This is a genomic window from Gordonia gummivorans (genome assembly GCF_022513585.1).
Classification (GTDB): Bacteria; Actinomycetota; Actinomycetes; order Mycobacteriales; family Mycobacteriaceae; genus Gordonia.
In genome coordinates, this window is the sequence record NZ_JAKWBF010000061.1 from 1 (window position 1) to 3,669 (window position 3,669).

4 protein-coding genes are annotated in these 3,669 nt (G+C 59.6%); all 4 read right to left on the minus strand.

The annotated features are described in order from the left end of the window. Window positions 1-102: 102 nt before the first annotated feature. Window positions 103-516 (minus strand): IS5 family transposase, encoded by a 414-nt coding sequence (locus MKW15_RS23980; protein WP_240862857.1) that lies wholly within the window; start codon window positions 514-516, stop codon window positions 103-105. 66 nt (window positions 517-582) lie between these two features. Beyond that, window positions 583-1,131: a DUF4276 family protein gene (locus MKW15_RS23985; protein ID WP_240862859.1), complete on the minus strand. Its 549-nt coding sequence runs from the start codon at window positions 1,129-1,131 to the stop codon at window positions 583-585. Between the two features lie 78 nt (window positions 1,132-1,209). Beyond that, window positions 1,210-2,616 (minus strand): AAA family ATPase, encoded by a 1,407-nt coding sequence (locus MKW15_RS23990; protein ID WP_240862861.1) that lies wholly within the window; start codon window positions 2,614-2,616, stop codon window positions 1,210-1,212. Window positions 2,617-3,459: 843 nt separating this feature from the next. Beyond that, window positions 3,460-3,669 (minus strand): integrase core domain-containing protein (locus MKW15_RS23995; RefSeq protein WP_240862863.1); only part of this gene is annotated, 210 nt, incomplete at its 5' end.

The following is a 3,669-nucleotide window of genomic DNA, read 5'->3' on the forward strand; positions in this document are numbered from 1 at the left end:
CCGGTGACGATGTTGACCAACGGTCTGCCGTTACCGTCGACGGCCCGATGAATTTTCGTGGTCAACCCGCCACGCGAGCGCCCGATCCCGTGACCTGCGGGTTCACCGCCGTCGAGGGCGAGATTCTTGTGATTCGACGATGCCCCCTGTGTCCTGATCAGGGCGCGTGGTGTTTGTTGCGTGCTGATGCGCACGAGCGATCGTCGCATCGACCGAGATGTTCCAGTCGATCCTGCCCGCCGCGTCAGCCTCGGCGAGCACGTGTGCCAACACGCGGTCCCACGTGCCGTCCTCAGCGTAGCGTCGATGCCGCTTCCACACCGTCTGCCACGGCCCGAACTGCTCGCGAGGCAAGTCCCGCCAAGGGATTCCGGTCCGATACCGATAGGCCATACCCTCGACGACTCGCCGATGTTCACCAAACGGGTGCGCACGCTTACCGGTATTCGACGGCAGCAGCGGCTCGATCCGCGCCCACTGCTCATCGGTGAACACCTGGTACCTCGAAGTCGTCATCGCCACCGAAACAGCATCCCCGCCGCACAGCCCCACATATGGGAGACACGCCCTAGTCGAAATCGGTCAGCTGTTCTTCTCGAGCGCCGCTACGGTTGAGTCACTCAGGTCGGTGACGAAGCGCTGCCAAGAGCTGAGCTCCACTACCGGACCATCAGGGTCCAAACGTTCGAGCAGCGTTGCGCGGTGTTTCTGAAACTGCTTGGCCATCTTCTTTCGGCGCGCGCCAGTCGCTTCGCTGGCGATCAGAAATGCCTCCTGCAAAAGCTCTTTCGGATTGGCGGTCGACTCGATGTGTTTCAAAGCTGGAAGGTTGAGTGCCGCCCGACCTTTCGGTCGTCCGACAACAGACCGGATCGCTGAATCATCTGTGAGGAGCCACGCTTCTGTCTCTTGGATGGGAACGACCGCGACGACCTCGTCACCGCAACCGAGTTCGGAGGCGGCACTGTTTATTTCGTCGTATCGGGCATTAGCCGATTTTGAGTCTGAATCTCGGTGAACGACGATCAGTTCGGGTTTGACCTCTTCGGCGAGAACGCGCTCAAGTCTTTCTTTCATGGTGCCCTTGTAGTTGCGTGCTGCGCCGATAGCGCTATCTGCGCCTGCGCGCACAATGAGTGTCCTAATTAAGGGGACCAGTCCGTCGTCGGAACTTCCTTCTCGGACAAGGACGAATTGGATCCCGCCCATTCAGGCGATCCCCTCGATCTCTCGACCGGGATAGTCGAGTTGCAGGGGTGCATCATCTGGCTCGCTCAGGTACTCGCCGATGAATCCCTTGGACACCGCAAACTCGGCGGCAGTCGAGCGCCACGTGTCCCAGAGTGGCACAAATGCGACCGTCTCCACAGTTCCGTTGCTGCTGCCGGTGTTTACGGTCCGCGGGCTAGCTAGCAGGATGTCCCCCGGTTGCTGATATGTCACAAATCGGGGTGAGTGTGTGTTGGTGATGACTTGTCGAAGCGGGTTGTCCGATCCTGGCGACTCATTCGGGTCGACTGCCAGCTCTCGTACAAGCGTTACCATTGCTTCAATCTTCGCAGGATGGATGCCGTTCTCAGGCTCCTCCATGCATATGAGACCGCCAAATGACTCGTCAGCCTCGATGACCGATAGAGCGATGAACCGCAACGTGCCCTCAGACAGTGCTCGTGCAGGCAGCAACGGTGCGTCCCCGACGCGGGCTTCGAGGGTCAGCAGATCGCGCGTGGCGTCAAAGTCGACATTGATCTCTCGGACATCGACCAAAGCGGACGCGGTCGATGCAACCGCCGCGTAAATATTGTCGTCTTCGCCCTGCCGTGCCATTCGAAACAGGGCAGCGGCGAGGTGAGAGCCGTCGGAGCCAATGACGGAGGGACCCGTGAGGCTGTCGGGGGCTCGCATTGCAGAAGGCTCAAGCGAGAGCTTGCGCCACTGCTGCATCTCACGACGTGCAGCGAGCGCTGTGGGATCGCTGGTTGTATTGATTGTTGACAGGACTGTTCGCGGGGCGGCGGCTGACCGTCTCGGCTGACCGCGGCTGCCGCCGTCTTGATGCACATGGAAGGTGCCATCTTCACCCGTGGAAATGAAGCCCTTGCCCTTGCGCTCGTTGCGAACGACCGCTTGGCGAAACTTGTTGGCTCGCATCGGCCAACGAAGTCGTTGGTATGCCAGTGACTGCTTTATGTAGGTGAGGTCTTCACGGAGCAGCCGAATGCCCCCGATCGGTAAAGGCCCGCTGGTGCTGGGTGCTACGTACTCCAGCGTCACTTCATAGCGTAGAAAGGTGCTCGTCGCCTCTGCCTCTTCGCCGAAGTCGTCGTGGATTCGCTTAGGGACCAACATCTCGGCTGCGAGCGTCATTGGCGGTGGACTCTTGCTGCCGTCGACAAAGAACAGTGTGCGCGGGTCCCCGACACGATCGCCGGCCGACCGAATCTGCTGTGCGGCTTCCATGAACGGATAATCGGCGATTAGCGACAGGAACTCGATCACGTCGAACAGGTTTGACTTGCCTACTGCATTCGGCCCGGCGATGCAGGTGTATGGGCCAAAATCGATCTTGACCTCGAATAAGTTCTTGAACCCGTCAACTTCAAGCCGCGTCAACACGAACGCTAGTCTACTCTTCGCCGGTCTACACCCGGTATGAGGTTTCGCTGCTCGCTACAGCCGGAGGGGCAAGCATCGACGCCACAGATGGCTGCAAGAGGCAACGATCGGCCATCACGAGCCAGGGGCCAAGCGACCCGACGATCCTCTGTGGCCTAGCGATGTCGGGCAAGCCATCATGCGTACTGACACCCCTCAGCGAGAAATCCAGCATTGCACTCGATCAGGTCTCGTTCACAAACCGGGCTTGAGTGCGTCTTGTGCAACTCATCTGGGTTGAAGCAGTGCGACACCCACCCGCCACTCGAAGTATTCTCCATGGAATGGAACGCAGACGAGCACCAAGGTGTCTTTTCGTAGCCGGGTGTTCTGGCGTCGCCTACCGGTGTTCCGAGGTTGCAACTGCAATCTGCCACACCTTCGCTGAGTGGTAGAGGACTGTGTCCTCACTCTTCCGTGGGTAAACGACCCGGTGCCAGTTCACGTACGAGCAGAGCGCGACCAACTTTTAAGCGACACGGACGCGGGGGCTCGCCGGAGTTGGTCGCCGTCGATGCTCTCACTGCTGCACAACGCCGACGTGGTCGGTTTCGCCGTACACGGACTGTGTGCATCATCCGATGCTCCGGTCATTGCTTTCAAAATGCTGATACGCCCTCGCGCGAGCGCGACGCCGGATCGCAGCTTCTCGGCGTCGAACTTGCCGAAGGTGCACCCCGTTTGGCGGATCGACGCCCGCGCGGCGACGGACCGTCATGGTCCTGGGTCATGAACGAGGCGGGATACCCGAGGACATCATCGACGAACTGGACGCCTGAGGTTCCCCCGAAAAAGTGGACACGGTTAGCTTGTTTGCTGACTGGTCAGTGACTTGATCTCGAAGTCGATGGGCGAGATCATCCCCAGCGAACTGTGCCTCCTGTCAGGATTGTAGAAGCGGACGTAATTGTCAAGTCCTGCAGTAAGATTCGAGTAGTTAGTGAACGCGTGCCGCTTGTAGTACTCGTGCTTGACCGTCGACCACAGCGACTCGGCACCGGCGTTGTCCCAGCA